Below are 17,559 nucleotides of genomic sequence, written 5' to 3' on the forward strand. Positions count from 1 at the left end.
CAAGGAGTTCGCGTCGGCGGAGGACACACTCCCGACGCAAACTCCTTGATCAACCGAGGTGGGGTGTGGCGGGGCGGAGGTCAGCGGAGGATGCGGCCGCGGAGGATGATGCGGGACGGGGTGCGGACGACGCGGAGGTCGCGGCGAGGGTCCTCGGGGTAGACGACGAGGTCGGCGAGGCCGCCCTCGACCAGGCCGGGGAAGCCGAGCCACTCCCGGGCCCGCCAGGAGGCGGCGGCGAGCACGTCCTCGGTGGACATCCCGGCCCGCTCGTGCAGCAGCAGCATCTCCTCGGCGGCCAGCCCGTGGTCGATGCCCCCGCCCGCGTCCGTGCCGACGTAGATCGGCACCCCGGCCTCGTACGCGGCGCGGACCACCTCGGGGAAGCGGTCCCGGAGGGCCAGCATGTGGTCGGCGTACCCGGGGAACCTGGGGCGGGCCTGGTCGGCGATGTGGCCGAAGGTCTGGATGTTGATCATCGTGGGCACCAGGGCGGTGCCCTGTCGGGACATCAGGTCGATCAGGTCCAGGCTGAGCCCGGTGCCGTGCTCCACCGAGTCCACCCCGGCCCGCACCATGATCTCCACGGCGGACTCGCTGAAGGTGTGCACCGCGGCGCGTACCCCGGCGGCGTGCGCGGCGGCGACGGCGGCGGTCATGGTGTCCGCGTCCCAGGCCGGCGCCAGGTCGCCCACGCCGCGGTCGATCCAGTCGCCGACCAGCTTGACCCAGCCGTTGCCGGCGGCGGCCTGGGCGGCCACCGTCGCGGCCACCTCGGCCGCACCGACCTCCACGCCGATGTCGCGCAGGTAGCGCTTCGGCGGGGCGACGTGCCGGCCGGCGCGGGCCAGTCGCGGCAGTTCCGGGTCGTCGTCGAGTTCGGGGTACGGGTACGGCGAGCCGGCGTCCCGGATGGCGAGCACCCCGGCGTCCCGGTCGGTGCGGGCCAGCTCGCGGGCCTGGTCGAGCGAGGTGATCGGGGCCCCGCCCCGGGCGATGCCGACGTGGCAGTGGGCGTCGGTCAGGCCGGGCAGCACGAAGCCGCCGTCGGCGACGGTCTCCGCGCCGGGCACCGGTTCGAAGGTGACGTGGTCGTCGACCAGCCAGATGTCCCGGACCTCGTCGTCGGGCAGGAGCACACCGCGCACATGCAGAGCCATGTGCACAGTCCTACCCGATCACCCTCGGCCCCGCGCCGGGAGCCCCGCCGGCGAACGACGACGGCCCCGCCACCGGCAGCGGTGGCGGGGCCGTACGGCACGCGGTCAGCGGGGCCGGTTGTCGCCCTTGCCGAGCTTGTTGAAGTCGATCTTCGGGAGCTTGAAGCCCGGCGGCAGGCCCTGGCCGCCGGCCAGGTCGCCCGGGTCCAGGCCCGGCGGCAGCTGCGGCATGCCGCCCGGGAAGCCGCCCGGCACGCCGGCGCCGGTCCGCGGCCGGCCGCCGCCCTTGGTGCCCTTGCGCTTGTTCTTCGGCGACTTGGTCGCCTTGCGCCGCCCACCGCCGGGCAGGCCCATCATGCCGCCCATCTGCTTCATCATCTTCTGCGCGTCGGCGAAGCGGTTGAGCAGCTGGTTGACGTCCATCACGGTGACGCCGGAGCCGTTGGCGATGCGGGCCCGACGGGAACCGTTGATGATCTTCGGGGTGGTGCGTTCGGCCGGGGTCATCGACCGGATGATCGCGGTGACCCGGTCGAAGTGCTTGTCGTCCAGCTCGGCGAGCTGGTCCTTCATCTGCCCCATGCCGGGCATCATGGCCAGCACGTTGGCGATCGGGCCCATCCGCCGGACCGCGATGAGCTGATCGAGGAAGTCCTCCAGGGTGAAGGTCTCCCCGCCCATCAGCTTGGCGGTCATCTTCTCCTTCTGATCGGCGTCGAAGGCCGCCTCGGCCTGCTCGATCAGCGTGAGGACGTCGCCCATGCCGAGGATCCGGCTGGCCATCCGGTCGGGGTGGAAGACGTCGAAGTCCTCCAGCTTCTCGCCGGTGGAGGCGAAGAGGATCGGCTGCCCGGTGACCTCGCGGACCGACAGCGCGGCACCACCGCGGGCGTCGCCGTCGAGCTTGGAGAGGACCACACCGGAGATGCCGACGCCGTCGCGGAACGCCTCGGCGGTGCGGACCGCGTCCTGGCCGACCATGGCGTCGATGACGAAGATGACCTCGTCGGGCTGGACCGCGTCGCGGATGTCCGCGGCCTGCTGCATCATCTCCGCGTCGATGCCGAGCCGGCCGGCGGTGTCGACGATGACGATGTCCCGGGCGGCCCGCTTGGCGTGCTCGATCGAGTCGCGCGCCACCTGCACCGGGTTGCCGACGCCGTTGCCGGGCTCCGGGGCGTACACCTCGACGCCGGCCCGGCCACCGAGCACCTGGAGCTGCCCGACGGCGTTGGGGCGCTGGAGGTCGGCGGCGACCAGCAGCGGCTGGTGACCCTGGGCCTTGAGCCAGCGGGCCAGCTTGCCGGCGAGGGTGGTCTTACCGGAACCCTGGAGACCGGCCAGCATGATCACGGTCGGCGGGTGCTTGGCGAACTGGAGCCGCCGCCCCTCGCCGCCGAGGACGTTGATCAGCTCCTCGTTGACGATCTTGACGATCTGCTGGGCCGGGTTGAGCGCCTGGGAGACCTCGGCGCTGCGCGCCCGCTCCTTGACGTTCGCGATGAAGCCCTTGACCACCGGCAGGGCGACGTCGGCCTCCAGCAGCGCCATGCGGATCTCGCGCGCGGTGGCGTCGATGTCGGCGTCGGTGAGCCGACCCTTGCCGCGGAGCTTGGTGAAGATCCCGGAGAGGCGGTCACTCAAGGTGTCAAACACACGAACATCCCGTTTGTCGGTTTGGCGGGCACAGTCGGCCGGCACGCACACGTCCGGCTACCCGCAAGGGTAACGGTCCCGCCTCCGCACTGCTTCCCGCCGGCCCGACCGCCGCCATAGATCACGACCGCCGGCGCCGCCCGGCCATCACGACGCGACCAGGCCCGACTGGTACGCGAAGACCACCAGCTGCGCCCGGTCGCGGGCACCCAACTTGACCATGGCGCGGCTGACGTGGGTACGCGCGGTCGCCGGGCTCACCACCAACCGCTCGGCGATCTCGACGTTGCTCAGCCCCTCGCCGACCAGGCCGACCACCTCCCGTTCCCGGTCGGTGAGGGCGCCGAGCCGGGGATGCGGCCGGGGCACCCGGGCCGGTCGGGTGGCGAACTCGCGGACCACCCGCCGGGTCACCGACGGGGAGAGCAGCGCCTCCCCCTCGGCGACCAGCCGGACCGCCCGGAGCAGCTCGGCCGGGCGGGTGTCCTTGGTGAGGAAGCCGCTGGCGCCGTGCCGGAGCGCGTCGAAGACGTACTCGTCCAGCTCGAAGGTGGTCAGCACGACCACCCGGGTGCCGGCGAGCTCCGGGTCGGCGACGATCCGCCGGGTCGCCTCGATGCCGTCCACGCCGGGCATCCGGACGTCCATCAGCACCACGTCGGGGCGCTCCCGCCGGGCCAGCTCGACCGCGGCGAGCCCGTCGGCCGCCTCCCCCACCACCGCGAGGTCGTCCTCGCTCTCCACCAGCGCGCGCAGCCCGATCCGGACCAGGTCCTGGTCGTCGGCGATCAGCACCCTGATCATGTGGCCTCCTCCAGCGGCAGTGTGGCGTACACCCGGAAGCCGCCGGCGGCGGCGGGGCCGGCGGCGAACGAACCGCCGAGCGCGGTGACCCGCTCCCGCATGCCGGCGAGGCCGTAGCCGCCGGTCCGGGCCGGCCCGGCGGCGGCCCCGCGCCCGGTGTCGGTGACCTCGATGGCGACCTCGGCGGGCGCGTAGCGGAGCCGGACGCCGGCGGTGGCCGGGCCGGCGTGGCGCAGCACGTTGGTCAGCGCCTCCTGCACCACCCGGTACGCGGCCAGGTCCACTGCGACCGGTAGCGGGCGCGGCTCCCCGTCGACCTCGACGGTCACCGGGACCCCGGCGCCGGCCAGCCGCTCGCGCAGCTGCGGGAGCTGGGCCAGCCCGGGCGCGGGGGACCGCTCGTCGGCGGCCTCGTCCCGGCGCACCACGGTCAGGGTGACCCGCAGCTCGTCCAGCGCCTCCTTGCTGGTGCGGCTGATCGCGGTCAGCGCCGCCTCGGCCTGCTCGGGCTTGCGGGCGAGCAGGTGCAGGGCGATCTCGGCCTGCATGTGGATCGCGGCGAGGCCGTGCCCGACCACGTCGTGCACCTCCCGGGCCACCCGCAGCCGTTCCGCGTCGGCCAGCCGGCGGGCCTCGTCCACCCGGTCGCGGGCCGCGCTCTCCCGGATCAGCCGCACCGTCGTCCCCACCGCGAACGGCACCGCCACCCAGGCCACGGCGGGCATCAGGCCGAGCAGGCCCGGCGGCCGGACGCCGACGAAGACGTGCACCAGCAGCACGGCCAGGGCGGCGCCGCAGGCCACCGCCGCCGCCCGGGCCGGCCGGTACGCGACGACCGTGTACACCGCCACGACGAACGACAGCAGGATCGGGCCGTACGGGTAGCCGAACATCAGGTACGCCGTGGTCGCCGCGGTGACCACCGCCAGGGTGACCAGCGGCCAGCGCCGGCGTACGGCCAGCGCCAGCGCGGCCACCACGACCAGCGGATAGGTCGCCCGGCCGGTGCCCACTCCCTCGTTGGCGCCGGCCGGCCCGGTGCCGATCAGCCCGATCGCGAGCAGCGCCAGGGTGAGGGCGGCGTCGAAGGCGGCGCCGCGCCACCCGAACCGGTCCCGGTCCACGCCGTCCCTCCTCCCGGCCTCAGCCGATGTCCCGGCGGCGCAGCAGCACCCCACCGACCGCCGCGAACGCGACCAGGTACGCCGCGACCACGAGCGCCGCCTGCCCGCCGCCGACGGTCGCCGCCACGCCCGGGGTGTCCCCCGGCGCGCCGAGCGCCGCGGCCAGCGCCCCGGCATTCGGCCCGGGCAGCCCCTTCTGCGCCTGCGCCACCCAGTCGAGCAGCGGCGCGGCGATCGCGGAGAGCAGGTTCTGCACCGCGAGCATCCACACCAGACCCAGCCCGACCGGCAGCGCCACCGCGCGCAGCGCGACGGCGAGCACGGCACCGAGCATGGCCCACATCGTCGCGATGAGCCACCCCGCGCCGAGGCCGGCGAACAGGTCGCCGGCGGTCGGCCAGTGCACCGGCTGGGCCTCGGCGGACGCGATGGCGAGGCTGGACACCGCCCCGACCGCGAAGACGGCGAGCACCACGGCCAGCGCCGCGGCGGCGAGCGCGAGCAGCTTGCCGGCGTACACCTCCAGCCGGGTGGGGCCCTGGGACAGCACGGTCTTCCAGGTGCCCCAGCCGTACTCGCCGCCGACGGTGAGCACGCCGAGGATCAGCAGGATCGCGCCGAGGAAGACCGGCAGCCCGCCGAGCGAGTTCCCGACCAGGTGGTCGGGGAGCAGCACGGGCAGTCCCCGGTCGCTGTTCGGGCCCTCGGTGCCCCCCGCGACGGCGGCGTACGGGAACAGGTAGGTGAAGATCAACGAGAGCGCCAGCGTGATGGCCAGCAGGAGCCAGGTCGCCGGCCGGCGGACCAGCTTGGCCGCCTCGGCACGGAAGCTACGCGACATCGGCCGTTCCCTTCTCGATGAGGTCGAAGAAGACCTGTTCCAGATCCCGTTCCCGGGGCCGCAGCTCGCGGACCGCCACCCCGGCGCCGACCAGCTCGGCGTTGAGCCAGGCGGCCCGGTCCGGCTCGACCGACAGGTCCAGCCCGCCGTCGACCACCCGCACCCGCTCGGCGCCGACCAGGGCGGTGGCCTGCGCCGCCGCCGCGTCCAGCGGGTCGGCGAGCACCCGCAGCCCGGCCGTGCCGCGCAGCTCGGCGACGCTCCCCTCGGCGACCAGCCGCCCGCGGGAGATCACCCCGACCCGGTCGCAGATCTGCTCGACCTCGCCGAGCAGGTGGCTGGAGACGAGCACGGTGCAGCCGCCCGCCCCGAGCCGGCGGACCAGCGTGCGCATGTCCGCCATGCCGGCCGGGTCGAGGCCGTTGGTCGGCTCGTCGAGGATCAGCAGGCGTGGGTCCTTGAGCAGCGCGGCCGCCACGCCGAGGCGCTGCTTCATGCCCAACGAGTAGCCGGCGTACCGGTCGCCGGCCCGGTCGGTGAGGTCGACCAGGTCGAGCACGAGCGCGACCCGGTCGGCGCCGACCCCGGCGTAGCGGGCCAGCACGGTCAGGTTGTCCCGGCCGGAGAGGTACGGGTAGAAGGCCGGCCCTTCGATCAGCGCCCCGACCCCGGTCAGTCGGCCGGCGCCCGGCGAGCGGCCGAGCAGCCGGACCGTGCCGGCGGTGGGGCGGACCAGGCCGAGCAGCATGCGCAGGGTGGTGGTCTTGCCGGCGCCGTTGGGGCCGAGGAAGCCGTACACCTCGCCGGCCCGGACGCTCAGGTTGAGGTCCCGCACGGCAGTCAGGCCGCCGTACCGTTTCGTGAGTCCTTCGGTCTGCACTGGCAGGTTCATACCCCGAGCGTGCCGCCGCGCGGCCCCCGGGACGTCGCCCCGACAGCGACTCTGCGGCTACGTCACCGGACGTAGGGCGCGGGCGTCGGGTGTCCGGCGGGTGTTAAGAAGGGGACCCTGCTCTACCGGAGGCGTTAAGAAGGTGCCCTTCCTTACACGGCGGCGAGCACGGCGGCCTCGATGCGGGCGCGTTCGGCGTCGGGGGGCCAGGGGCCGACCAGGTAGAACGCGTCGACCACGTCCGCGCCGAGGGTGGAGATCCGGGCCGCCCGGACCTGCGCGCCGGCCTCGTCCAGCGCGCAGCTGACCCGGTAGAGCAGCCCGGCCGCGTCGGCGGCGCGCAGCTCCAGCAGCACCGCGTCGGTGGCCGCCTCCCGGTGCCAGACCACCCGGGGCGCGGCGCCCTGCCCCCGCGCGGCCAGGGCCAGGCCGCGCAGCCGCTGGGTGACCGAGACGTCGCCGGTGACCGCCCGGCGCAGGTCGGCGCTGAGCGCGATCGGGTCGGGCGCCAGGCCGTAGCGGGGCTGCACCCGGCACTCGACCAGGGCCCGGCCGTCGATGGTGGAGGCGTCCGCGGAGATCACCTCCAGCCGGTGCAGGGCCAGGCAGCCGGCCACCGTCGCGAGCAGGCCGCGCCGGTCGGCCGCGGCCACCGACACCCGGTCCTCCCCCAGGTGTAGGACCGGCAGCGGCCCGACGACCAGCGCCGGGTCCGGGGCCGGCGGCGCCGGCACCACCCCGGTGTCCAGGGCGGTACGCACCCGGGCGACCAGTTCGGCGACGAGCCGACCCTTCCAGTCCGACCAGGCAGCCGGCCCGGTGGCGGCGGCGTCGGCCCGGACCAGGCCGTGCAGCAGGTCCAGGGTGGTGGTGTCGCCGACCCGCTCGGCGACCCCGGCGACCGTCTTCGGGTCGGACAGGTCGCGCCGGGTGGCCACGTCGGGCAGCAGCAGGTGCAGCCGGACCAGGGTGCCGATCAGCGCCGCCTCGGCCGCCGACAGCCCGATCCGGGCGGCCACGGCCTCGGCCAGGGGTGCTCCGGCGGTGCTGTGATCCCCGGGAAGCCCCTTGCCGATGTCGTGCAGGAACGCGCCGAGCAGCAGCAGGTCCGGGCGGTCCACCTCGCGGGTGTGCCGGCTCGCCTCGTACGCGGCCTGCACCAGGTGCCGGTCGAGGGTGAACCGGTGCACCGGGTTGTGCTGGGGCAGGCTGCGCAGTCGGGTCCACTCCGGCAGCCAGCCGTCGATCAGCCCGTACCGGTCGCAGGTCTCCCAGGCGGGCACCAGGCCGGGACCGGCCCCCAGCAGGGTGATCAGCGCGGCCCGGGCGGCCGGCGGCCAGGGCGCGGGCAGCGGCGGGCAGTACGCGGCGAGCCACTCGCAGGTGGCCCGGGCGATGGGCAGCCGGGTGGTGGCCGCGGCGGCGGCGACCCGCAGGGAGAGGCTCGGGTCGGGGCGGGCGCCGATGGCGGTGCGGGCGAGCACCAGCTCGCCGTCCTGTTCGACGACGTCCCGGGCGACCGGGCGGCGCAGCGGCCGGCCGTCGGTGCCGCGGCGGCGGCCGGCACGGAGCCGGTCGGCGGCCCGCCAGGCGTCGTCGAGGGCATGGCTGACGGTCCGGGCGTCCCCGGCCACCCGGCGCAGCAGCGCGTCGCCGTCGCCGCCGTCGCCCGGGTCCGGTCGCGGCAGGTCGTCGGCCGCGCCGAGCGGGAGCTGGCGCAGCCCGAGCAGCGCGGCGACGCCGTCGCGTTCCTGGGCGACGAGCCGGTCCACCCGGCGGCCGACCTGCTGGTGCAGGGCGTCGCGGGTGTCCAGCAGCCGCCGGTGGGCGGCGTGCACGGCGGGGCGCAGCGCGTCGGTGACCCCGGCGGTGGCGATGGCCCGCAGGATGCCCAGGTCGCGCAGCCCCCCAGCGGCCTCCTTCAGGTCGCCCTCCAGCAGGAAGGCGAGTTCCCCGTGGGTCTCCCAGCGGGCGGTGGTGATCTCCCGCAGGCGGGGGAGCTGCCGGACGGCGGTGCGCCGCCAGTGGTCGGTGGCGGTGCGGACGAGCTGGTCGGCCAGGGCCGGGTCGCCGGCCACGTGGCGGGCGTCGAGCAGGCCGAGGGCGACCTTGACGTCGTCCTGGGCGACCGAGAGCGCCTCGGCGACGGTCCGCGTGGAGTGGTCGAGCCGCAGGCCGGCGTCCCAGATCGGGTACCAGAGCGAGGCGGCCAGCTCGTCGGTGCCGGGCACCCCGTTGTGCAGCAGCACCAGGTCGAGGTCGCCGTAGGGCGCGCACTGCCGGCGGCCGAGCCCGCCGACGGCGACCAGGGCGATCCTCTCCCGCTGCGGGAAGATCGCCCGCAGCCAGGCGTCGAGCGCGTCGGCCCGGCGGGCCCGGGCGTCGGCGCCGATCCCCCCGGGGACGCCGGCGACCTCGTTGACCACGAGGTCGCCGTCCCCGATCGGGCCGGGCGTCGTGGTCAACGAGGTCACGTCGGTCGGGTCCGGGTCAGAGGGCGTCGAGGCCGCGCTCGCCGGTGCGGACCCGGACGACCTCCTCGACCCCGGTCACCCAGACCTTGCCGTCGCCGATCTTGCCGGTCCGGGCGGCGCCCACGATGGCGTCGACGATCTTGTCGACGTCCATCTCGTCGGTGAGCACCTCGACCCGGATCTTGGGCAGGAACTCGACCGTGTACTCGGCACCCCGGTAGACCTCGGTGTGCCCCTTCTGCCGGCCGTAGCCCTGGACCTCGCTGACGGTCAGGCCGGCCACGCCCAGGGCGTGCAGGGCCTCCTTCACCGCGTCCAGCTGGTACGGCTTGATGACCGCGGTCACCAGCTTCATGTCCAACCCCTCCATCCCAGGAACGTTAACCGGCGACCTTCTCGCTGACCGGCTCCGCGGGCTCGTCCGTCGCGACGGCGGGCTCCGGGGCCGGCTTGGCGGCACCGATCCCGGCCATGGCGAACGCGCCACCGGCGCCGCTGCCGCCCGTGGTGGGCGACAGGTCGTACGCGCTCTCCGCGTGCTCGGCCACGTCGATGCCCTCGACCTCCGCCTCGGCGGAGACCCGGAAGCCGATCGTCTTGTCGATCACGAAGCCGAGGACGTAGGCGATCGCGAAGGAGTAGACGGTGACGATCAGCGCGCCCAGCGCCTGCTTGCCGAGGAGCGCAGCGTTGCCGCCGACCAGCAGGCCGTCGCTGGCCACCAGCGAGCTCACCGAGGCGGTGCCGAACAGGCCGATCCAGAGGCAGCCGATCCACCCGCCGACGAAGTGCACGCCGACCACGTCCAGGGAGTCGTCGTAGCCGAAACGGTACTTCAGCCCGACCGCGAGCGCGCAGACCGCGCCGGCGACGAGACCCAGCAGCACCGACGCGGCCGGGGTGATGAACGCACAGGCCGGGGTGATCGCGACCAGACCGGCCACGGCGCCGGAGGAGGCGCCGACCAGCGTCGGCCTGCCGTCGCGCACCCACTCCACCACGATCCAGCCGAGCAGGGCGGCCGCGGTGGCCACCTGGGTGTTGATGAAGGCGAGCGCCGTGACCCCGTCCGCGGTCAGCTCGGAGCCGGCGTTGAAGCCGAACCAGCCGAACCAGAGCAGGCCGGCGCCGAGCGCGACCAGCGGGACGTTGTGCGGCTTGGCGCTCTCCCGGGGCCAGCCGACCCGCTTGCCGAGGACCAGCACGAGGGCGAGTGCCGCGGCACCGGCGTTGATGTGCACCGCGGCGCCACCGGCGAAGTCCAGCGCGCCGATGTTCTTGCCGATCAGGCCGCCGCCCCAGACCATGTGCGCGACCGGGAAGTAGACCAGGGTCGCCCAGCCGAAGGCGAACACCAGCCAGCCGGCGAACTTCGTCCGGTCGGAGAGCGCGCCGCTGATCAGGGCCACGGTGATGACGGCGAACATCATCTGGAAGGCGATGAAGACGTAGAGCGGGATACCGGTCTCGCCCCACAGGTCGCTCTCGCCGACGAACGTCTTGGTGCCCAGGTACTGCCCCAGGTCGCCGATGAACTTGCCGCCCTCGCCGAAGGCGACGGTGAAGCCGTAGAAAAGCCACAGGATGCTGACGAGCCCGATGGACGAGAAGCTCATCATCATCATGTTCAGCACGCCCTTGGACCGGTTCAGGCCGCCGTAGAACAGGGCCAGACCGGGCGTCATGAGCAGCACGAGTGCAGTCGAAACAAGCAGCCAGGCAGTGTTCCCGGTATCGATCTCCACGCTGCCTCCTCTCGGTGTCGAATTCCTCCCTCCGACTGAGACCTGGCAGCATCGCCCGTCAGCCGGTTGCGCGGAAGCTTGCTCGGCGGCTGTTTCCTTCACCGACACCGCTCGATTTCCGCCGCGTGACGGGTTGTTTCCGGCATGTGAAGAACACCGATCATGCCCGGGGAGAACGGAAAGGGTGGCCGTTCCGACGAGGAACCGGCCACCCGTTCGATCGGCAGGGGTCAGCGCAGGGCGTACTCCAGGGCGTTCCGCTCGTAGTCGAGCAGCCGCAGGTCCCGCATCGGGCGGCGGAGGTGGCCCTTGTGCACGATCCGGACGAAGGCCGGCTCGCCGGCCGCCGCCATCCGGCGGATGCCCTCGACGTGGTCGACGATCCGCTTGCGGATGGTCCGGATCAGCCGGTGCCGGTCGCGCGGGATCAGCCCGTACGCGTCGGCGAAGAGCCGCAGCCGGCGCGGCCGGTCCGGGTGCTTCCAGCCGAGGGTGATCGAGTCCCGGTCCGAGAAGATCGGCACCCAGGTCCAGGCCGCGTACGCCACGTCGTAGATCCGGGCGCCGGGCGAGGCCAGGTCGAAGTCGATCAGCCCGAGGGTGCCGTCCGGCCGCCAGATCACGTTGTGCGGGGCGGCGTCGTGGTGGCAGATCACCTCGGTGTCCGGCGGCGGCGGGCCGAACGAGCGCCAGACCGCCCCCGGCGGCGGGGTGAAGCCGTACTGGGCGTCGTGGAACATCCGGAGCATCGTCGCCACGGTCACCAGGGCCTCGTCGGTGACCCAGTGCGGGGCCAGCGGGTACTCCCCGCACTCCCCCTCCAGGTACGACAGGACCTCCCGGTTCCGCTCGTCCATGCCGAGCGCGCGGGGGGCGCCGGTGAAGCCGACGTACTCGAGGTGGCGCAGCAGGGCGTGCACCGAGGGGGTCCACGGGCCGGCGTTGCGCCGCACCGTGTCGCCCACCCGGACCACGGTGCTCACGTTCCCGCCGTGCAGCGGGATCTCCTGCGAAGTCACGTACGGTCTCCCGAGGCGTGGCGACGGGTGGCTGGGGTCGCGCCACCCCGCGTAGGCGCGATCGTCAGTCGTCACGTCGAGGCTACGCGTCCCGGGCGAGCGGCTCGGTGCCGAGCAACGCGTCGACGAACTGTGCCGGGTCGAACGGGGCCAGGTCGTCCGGGCCCTCGCCGAGGCCGACCAGCTTGACCGGGATGCCGAGCTTGCGCTGGACCGCGATCACGATGCCGCCCTTCGCGGTCCCGTCGAGCTTGGTCAGCACCACGCCGGTCACGTTGACCACCTCGGTGAAGACCCGGGCCTGCTCGAGGCCGTTCTGGCCGGTGGTGGCGTCGAGCACCAGCAGGGTCTCGTCGATCGGGCCGTGCTTCTCCACCACCCGCTTGACCTTGCCCAGCTCGTCCATCAGGCCGATCTTGTTCTGCAGGCGGCCGGCGGTGTCGATCAGCACGGTGTCGACCTGGGCGTCGATGCCCCGCTTGACCGCGTCGAAGGCGACGCTGGCCGGGTCGGCGGCCTCCGGCCCCCGGACGGTCTCCGCGCCGACCCGGCCGCCCCAGGTCTCGAGCTGGTCCGCGGCGGCGGCCCGGAAGGTGTCGGCGGCGCCGAGCAGCACGGTGTGCCCGTCGGCGATCAGCACCCGGGCGATCTTGCCGCAGCTGGTGGTCTTGCCGGCGCCGTTGACCCCGACCACCAGGACCACCCCGGGCATCCCCACCTTGGGATCGGCGTTCAGCGACCGGTCCAGGGTCGGGTCGAGGGCGTTGACCAGTTCGGTGGCCAGCAGGGCGCGCAGCTCGCCGGCGGAGCGGGTGCCGAGCACCCGGGTCCGCTCGCGGAGCCGGTCGACGATCTCCCGGGTGGCGTCGATGCCGATGTCGGCGGTGATCAGGCTGTCCTCGATCTCCTCCCAGGTGTCCTCGTCCAGGTGGTCGCGGCTGAGCAGGCCGAGCAGGCCCTTGCCGAAGACGTTCTGCGAGCGGGACAGCCGGGAGCGCAGCCGGACCAGCCGGCCGGCGGTGGGCTCGGGGACCTCGAGGGTGGGGGCCGGCGCCTCGATGACCGGCGTCGGCTCGACCAGGACACCGGTGGTGAGCTCCGCCTCCGGGGCTTGGACCGGCGGGCCGGCCAGGTCCTCCTCGGCCCGGGTCTCGACCTCCGTCTTCGGCAGCGGCGGCTCCGGGCGCCGGCGCAGCCGGGGCACCACGAGGCTGAGGCCGCCGATGATCAGCACGCCGAGCAGGGCGAGTACGACGAGGAGGTATTCCTTCATGCCCGAAATCCTGTCAGATGGCGGCGACCCCGTCCCACTCACCGCCGCCTGACCCGGGCGAGCTGCGGGTACGCTCGCCGCAGCCAGGCGTGCCGGACCCGCCGTTCGGGTAGAAGTGGCGGGTCGTTCTTCCCTCGGAGGTGCCCCGTGCCCAGTTCCCGCCTGCTCATCGGCCCGTTGCTGCGGCGGGTCGTCGGCACGCGGGCGACCGTCTGGGTGGAGACCAGCGCCCCCGCGGTGGTCACCGTCCGCACGGCCGACGGCGCCCGGGGCAGCGCGCCGACCTTCTCCGCGTACGACCACCACTACGCGATCGTCGTGGTGGAGGGGCTGACCCCGGACAGCGCCACGACGTACGAGGTGCTGATCGACGACGACCTGGTCTGGCCGGTGCCGGAGAGCGGCTTCCCGGCCAGCATGATCCGGACCCGGGCCGCGGACGACCGGGAGCAGCCGGTCAGCCTGATCTTCGGCTCCTGCCGGGAGACCACCCAGCACGCGACCGCCCGCAAGCTGCCCCCGGACGCGCTGGACGCGTACGCCCGGCGGCTGATCGCGCACCCGGACCCGGCCGCCCTGCCCGACCTGCTGGTGCTCCTCGGCGACCAGGTCTACGCCGACATCACCTCACCCACCGTGCGGAAGCTGCTGCGGCGGCGCCGGCGGCGGCCGAAGGGCGCGCCGACGACCCAGGTGGTCAGCTTCGACGAGTACACCAAGCTCTACCTGGAGTCCTGGCGGGACCCGGAGATCCGGTGGCTGCTCTCCACCGTGCCGAGCGTGATGATCTTCGACGACCACGAGATCATCGACGACTGGAACACCTCCGCCGACTGGCGGGCGGACATGCGCCAGCAGCCGTGGTGGGCGGAGCGGATCCGCAGCGGGCTCGCCTCGTACTGGGTCTACCAGCACCTGGGCAACCTCTCCCCGGACGAGATCGCCGCCGACCCGGTGTTCGCCAAGGTGATCGCCGCCGAGGACGCCACCGGCGTGCTGTACGAGTTCGGCGAGCGGGTCGACACGGAGGCTGACGTCGCGCACGACACCGAGCGCTGGCGGGCCGTGCAGTACCAGTGGAGCTACGCCCTCGACCTGGGCCGGACCCGCCTGGTCATGCTCGACAACCGGTCCAGCCGGGTGCTGGACACGGGCAGCCGGGCGATGCTGCCACCGGGCGAGTGGTCCTGGTTCCTGGACCGGGCGCACGGGGTCTACGACCACCTCGTGGTCGGGGCCTCGCTGCCCTGGCTGCTGCCGCCGGGCATCCATCACGTGGAGGCGTGGAACGAGAAGCTGGCCGACTCCCGCCGGCCCTGGGTGGCGAAGGTATCCGAGCAGCTCCGGCGGGCCTTGGACCTGGAGCACTGGGCGTCCTTCCGGCGCTCGTTCGACGCCCTCGGCGAGCTCTTCGCCCGGCTGGGCAGCGGCGGCGCCGCCGGGCCCGGGGCCCGGGTGGGCGCCGGTCCGGCCTACGCCGCGCCCGCCTCGATCAGCGTGCTCTCCGGCGACGTGCACCATTCGTACGTGGCCCGGGCCCGGTTCGCCGACCGGAGCGTCCGCACCCCGGTGCACCAGCTCACCTGCTCGCCGATCCACAACCAGGTGCCGGCCGCGATGCGCCCGGTGATGCGGCTCGGCTGGAACCCGGGGCCGGCCGCCGCCACGCGGGCCCTGGCCCGCTCCGCCGGGGTGCGCCGGACCAGCGTGCGGTGGAAGAAGCTGGCCGGGCCGTACTTCGGCAACGCCGTGGCCACGCTGACCCACCGCGGCCGGGCGGCGGAGGTGGTGATCGAGGGCACCACCAGCGACGGTCACCTCCGCACGGTGGCGCAGCAGCGGCTCAGCCCGGACGTGTGAGTACGCTCACCCCGTGGAAGAGCACCTGCCGGAGGCCCTGCGCGCGGTCGAGCACGAGTTGACCGCGCTGTTGCGCCGCGGGCGGGCGCTGTCCTGGGAGATCGCCCGGGAGGTCCACCCCAACCTGGAGCCGAACGCGTACGGGTTACTGCTCTGGCTACGGCGGTCCGGCTCGATCCGGCTGACCGACCTGGCCGCCAAGCTCGGCATCGGCAAGGGCACGCTGAGCCGGCAGATCCACGGCCTGGAGTCGCTGGGCCTGGTGCGCCGGGACCCGGATCCGTCCGACCGGCGGGCCGCCCAGCTCCAACTGACCGAGGAGGGCACCCGCCGGTTCGACGCTGCCCGGGCGGCCCGGCTCGGGCAGATCCTCCGGACCATGCAGAGCTGGCCGGAACAGGACGTCGAGGACTTCGCCCGGCTGATGCACAAGTTCAACGAGACCTTCTGAGCAGCCTGGGTGGGGGAATAAGACCTGCGCCACGTGCGGTTGTTGCTTGAGGCAACCAAGCCATACCGTTGCCCGAGGCAACCCTTCCCCCCGACATGTCTCCGGAGGCAATCCACGATGACCCAGGCGACAGCGCCCACCCGGGCGACCGCCGTCGGCATGACCCACCGGCAGATCCTGGAGGCGCTCTCCGGCCTGCTGCTGGGCATGTTCGTCGCGATCCTCTCCTCCACGGTCGTCTCCAACGCGCTGCCGCGGATCATCACCGAACTGCACGGCGGCCAGTCCGCGTACACCTGGGTGGTCACCTCGACGCTGCTGGCGACCACCGCGACCACCCCGATCTGGGGCAAGCTCGCCGATCTGACCAGCAAGAAGATCCTGGTCCAGCTCGCCCTGGCGGTCTTCGTGCTGGGCTCGGTGCTGGCCGGGCTCTCCCAGTCCACCGGGCAGCTCATCGCCTGCCGGGTGGTCCAGGGCGTCGGCGCGGGCGGCCTGACCGCCCTCGCTCAGGTGATCATGGCGACGATGATCGCCCCGCGTGAGCGCGGCCGCTACAGCGGCTACCTCGGCGCGGTGATGGCGCTCGGCACCATCGGCGGCCCGCTGATCGGTGGCGTCATCGTCGACACCGACTGGCTCGGCTGGCGCTGGTGCTTCTACGTCGGCGTGCCGTTCGCCATCCTCGCCCTGTTCGTGCTCCAGAAGACCCTGCACCTGCCGGTGGTGAAGCGCTCGGTGAAGATCGACTGGTGGGGCGCCACCCTGATCACCGCGGCCGTCTCGCTGCTGCTGATCTGGATCACCCTGGCCGGCGACAAGTACGACTGGATCTCCTGGCAGAGCGCGGTCATGGTGGCCGGGGCGCTGCTGCTCGGCGCGGTCGCCCTCCGGGTCGAGCAGCGGGCCAGCGAGCCGATGATCCCGCCGCGGCTGTTCCGCAACCGGACCATCACCCTCGCCGTGATCGCCAGCATCGCGGTCGGCGTCGGCATGTTCGGCGCCTCGGTCTTCCTCGGCCAGTACTTCCAGATCAGCCGGGGCGAGAGCCCGACCATGTCCGGCCTGATGACGCTGCCGATGATCGGCGGCCTGCTGGTGGCCTCCACCGTCGTCGGTCGGATCATCACCAACACCGGTCGCTGGAAGCGGTACCTGGTCGCCGGCTCGGTCCTGCTCACCGCCGGCTTCGCCACCATGGGCACGCTGCGTGCGGACACCCCGTACTGGCGGATCGCCATCTTCATGGCACTGATCGGCCTCGGGCTCGGCATGACCATGCAGAACCTGGTCCTCGCCGTGCAGAACACCGTCAGCACGCACGAGCTCGGCGCCGCCAGCTCGGTGGTCGCCTTCTTCCGCAGCCTCGGCGGCGCGATCGGCGTGAGCGCCCTCGGCGCGGTGCTCGGCCACAAGGTCAAGGACTACCTCGCCGAAGGGCTCGCCGGTCTGGGCATCAAGGCGTCCACCTCCGGCAGCGGCGGTACGCTGCCCGACGTGCACACCCTGCCCGCACCGATCCGGGCGGTCGTCGAGGCCGCGTACGGGCACGGGGCCGGGGACATCTTCCTGGCCGCCGCCCCGTTCGGGCTGATCGCCCTGCTCGCGGTCGTCTTCATCAAGGAGATCCCGCTGCGCCGGCACCACGGCGACCCGATCTCCGCCGAGGTCGAGCGGGAGTCGACCGTCGCCGCCGGCGGCGGGGCCTCGGTGGTCCGGACCGGCGTTCGGGACTGACCCGATGAGCGAATCCGTCGAGCGTGAGCAGTACGGCCCGGAGCACCGTCCGCTGCCCTTCGAACGGGGCACGGACGGGCCCCGGGTGGTGCTGGTCGGGGTGGACGGCACCCGCACCTCCCTGCGAGCCGCCGCGTACGCCGCCGGCCTGGCCCGCCGCCAGGGGGCCGGGCTCGTGGTGGTCTTCGTCAGCTCGCCCGCCCCGTACGCCGGGATCATCTCGGGCGTGGTGGCCGGCGCGGTCCAGCAGACCCACGACGAGCTGGCCGCCGAGCTGCGCGCCGAGTGCCGGCGCGGGGCCGAGGCGCTGGGCCTGCCGGTGACCTTCCTGTGCCGGCGCGGGGACGCCTACAGCGAGCTCTGCAAGGCGGCCGACGAGCACCGCGCGGACCTGGTGGTGGTCGGGTCATCCGAGCAGGCCGGGCACAAGCTGGTCGGCTCGGTCGCCACCCGGCTGGTCCGGACCGGCCGCTGGCCGGTCGTCGTGGTGCCCTGAGAGTGCAAGGAGGGGCCCCCGCTTAAC

The 17,559-nt window shown here is 73.7% G+C and carries 15 protein-coding genes; 4 read left to right on the forward strand and 11 right to left on the reverse strand.

Going from position 1 to position 17,559, the window contains the following annotated elements:
• Window positions 1-80: 80 nt before the first annotated feature.
• The 11 genes from Q2K19_RS03775 to ftsY all read right to left on the reverse strand — a co-directional run bounded on the left by Q2K19_RS03775 (window position 81) and on the right by ftsY (window position 12,988).
• Window positions 81-1,160, reverse strand: coding sequence for an amidohydrolase family protein (locus Q2K19_RS03775; protein ID WP_302767736.1), 1,080 nt, complete (start codon window positions 1,158-1,160; stop codon window positions 81-83).
• 105 nt (window positions 1,161-1,265) lie between these two features.
• A complete protein-coding gene (gene ffh / locus Q2K19_RS03780) occupies window positions 1,266-2,816 on the reverse strand; it encodes a signal recognition particle protein (RefSeq protein ID WP_302767738.1) in 1,551 nt (516 codons plus the stop codon).
• Window positions 2,817-2,963: 147 nt separating this feature from the next.
• Window positions 2,964-3,620, reverse strand: a complete 657-nt coding sequence (locus Q2K19_RS03785) for a response regulator transcription factor (RefSeq protein ID WP_302767739.1) — start codon at window positions 3,618-3,620, stop codon at window positions 2,964-2,966.
• Entirely contained in the window at window positions 3,617-4,744 is a 1,128-nt protein-coding gene (locus Q2K19_RS03790; protein ID WP_302767741.1) for a sensor histidine kinase, read from the reverse strand. The genes Q2K19_RS03785 and Q2K19_RS03790 overlap by 4 nt, the downstream gene beginning before the upstream one ends.
• Window positions 4,745-4,763: 19 nt before the next feature.
• Entirely contained in the window at window positions 4,764-5,585 is an 822-nt protein-coding gene (locus Q2K19_RS03795; protein WP_302767742.1) for an ABC transporter permease, read from the reverse strand.
• On the reverse strand, window positions 5,575-6,477 hold the full coding sequence (locus Q2K19_RS03800; protein WP_302767743.1) for an ABC transporter ATP-binding protein: 903 nt from the start codon (window positions 6,475-6,477) through the stop codon (window positions 5,575-5,577). The genes Q2K19_RS03795 and Q2K19_RS03800 overlap by 11 nt, the downstream gene beginning before the upstream one ends.
• Before the next feature lie 152 nt (window positions 6,478-6,629).
• Window positions 6,630-8,951: a [protein-PII] uridylyltransferase gene (locus Q2K19_RS03805; protein WP_302767744.1), complete on the reverse strand. Its 2,322-nt coding sequence runs from the start codon at window positions 8,949-8,951 to the stop codon at window positions 6,630-6,632.
• A gap of 16 nt (window positions 8,952-8,967) precedes the next feature.
• Window positions 8,968-9,306 (reverse strand): P-II family nitrogen regulator, encoded by a 339-nt coding sequence (locus Q2K19_RS03810; protein WP_013284578.1) that lies wholly within the window; start codon window positions 9,304-9,306, stop codon window positions 8,968-8,970.
• 25 nt (window positions 9,307-9,331) lie between these two features.
• Window positions 9,332-10,636 (reverse strand): ammonium transporter, encoded by a 1,305-nt coding sequence (locus Q2K19_RS03815; protein ID WP_302772258.1) that lies wholly within the window; start codon window positions 10,634-10,636, stop codon window positions 9,332-9,334.
• A 290-nt stretch (window positions 10,637-10,926) separates the two neighbouring features.
• Window positions 10,927-11,790, reverse strand: coding sequence for a phosphotransferase (locus tag Q2K19_RS03820; RefSeq protein ID WP_302767745.1), 864 nt, complete (start codon window positions 11,788-11,790; stop codon window positions 10,927-10,929).
• A gap of 7 nt (window positions 11,791-11,797) precedes the next feature.
• On the reverse strand, window positions 11,798-12,988 hold the full coding sequence (gene ftsY / locus Q2K19_RS03825; RefSeq protein WP_302767746.1) for a signal recognition particle-docking protein FtsY: 1,191 nt from the start codon (window positions 12,986-12,988) through the stop codon (window positions 11,798-11,800).
• A gap of 147 nt (window positions 12,989-13,135) precedes the next feature.
• Here ftsY and Q2K19_RS03830 point away from each other — a divergent pair, with 147 nt between their 5' ends.
• The 4 genes from Q2K19_RS03830 (at window position 13,136) to Q2K19_RS03845 (ending at window position 17,532) form a co-directional block, all read left to right on the forward strand.
• Window positions 13,136-14,848, forward strand: coding sequence for an alkaline phosphatase D family protein (locus Q2K19_RS03830; protein WP_302767748.1), 1,713 nt, complete (start codon window positions 13,136-13,138; stop codon window positions 14,846-14,848).
• A gap of 13 nt (window positions 14,849-14,861) precedes the next feature.
• Window positions 14,862-15,299, forward strand: coding sequence for a MarR family winged helix-turn-helix transcriptional regulator (locus Q2K19_RS03835; RefSeq protein ID WP_302767749.1), 438 nt, complete (start codon window positions 14,862-14,864; stop codon window positions 15,297-15,299).
• 117 nt (window positions 15,300-15,416) lie between these two features.
• Window positions 15,417-17,036 carry an MDR family MFS transporter gene (locus Q2K19_RS03840; RefSeq protein WP_302767750.1) on the forward strand — a complete coding sequence of 540 codons (1,620 nt, stop codon included), beginning with the start codon at window positions 15,417-15,419 and terminating at the stop codon, window positions 17,034-17,036.
• Between the two features lie 4 nt (window positions 17,037-17,040).
• On the forward strand, window positions 17,041-17,532 hold the full coding sequence (locus tag Q2K19_RS03845) for a universal stress protein (protein ID WP_302767752.1): 492 nt from the start codon (window positions 17,041-17,043) through the stop codon (window positions 17,530-17,532).
• The last annotated feature ends 27 nt before the right edge of the window (window positions 17,533-17,559 follow it).

This window comes from Micromonospora sp. NBRC 110009, assembly GCF_030518795.1.
Taxonomy (GTDB): Bacteria; Actinomycetota; Actinomycetes; order Mycobacteriales; family Micromonosporaceae; genus Micromonospora.